Raw genomic sequence first — 374 nt, 5'->3', positions numbered from 1 at the left:
CTCAGGGACAAAACTTTAAAATCCATATTGTTCAAGGCTGCAGGAAGTGCCATACAGCACGATCCACAACTGAAAAGATATTATCAAAGAAAAACCCAAGAAGGCAAGCATAAACTAACAGTTTTAAATGCCGTGGCCAATAAAATCGTATTGCGAATATTTGCAGTGGTGAAAAGAGATGAGCCATTTATAAAATTAGCTGCCTAAAAATTTGTTTTTATCTTAGAATGCTCAGCACAGGTCCAAAGGAAGGAGCCTTTTTTTGTCATTGCGAGCCAGTCTGCCGACTAGGCAGGCGCAGCGCGGCAATCTGTCAATTGTTTGAGGAGATTGCTTCGTCGCCATAGCTCCTCGCAATGACGGATTGATTTTGA

Annotated in this window: 1 pseudogene; it reads left to right on the top strand. The window is 41.7% G+C overall.

Annotated features, from left to right (window positions below):
• A pseudogene (locus MWU84_RS24165) lies at positions 1 to 207 on the top strand (IS110 family transposase); the annotation flags it as partial.
• Positions 208 to 374: the final 167 nt, after the last annotated feature.

It is taken from the genome of Arenibacter sp. F20364 (assembly GCF_023015905.1).
Lineage (GTDB): Bacteria > Bacteroidota > Bacteroidia > Flavobacteriales > Flavobacteriaceae > Arenibacter.
Note: the sequence above shows the minus strand (reverse complement) of the source record. Positions and strands in the feature narration are given on the sequence as shown.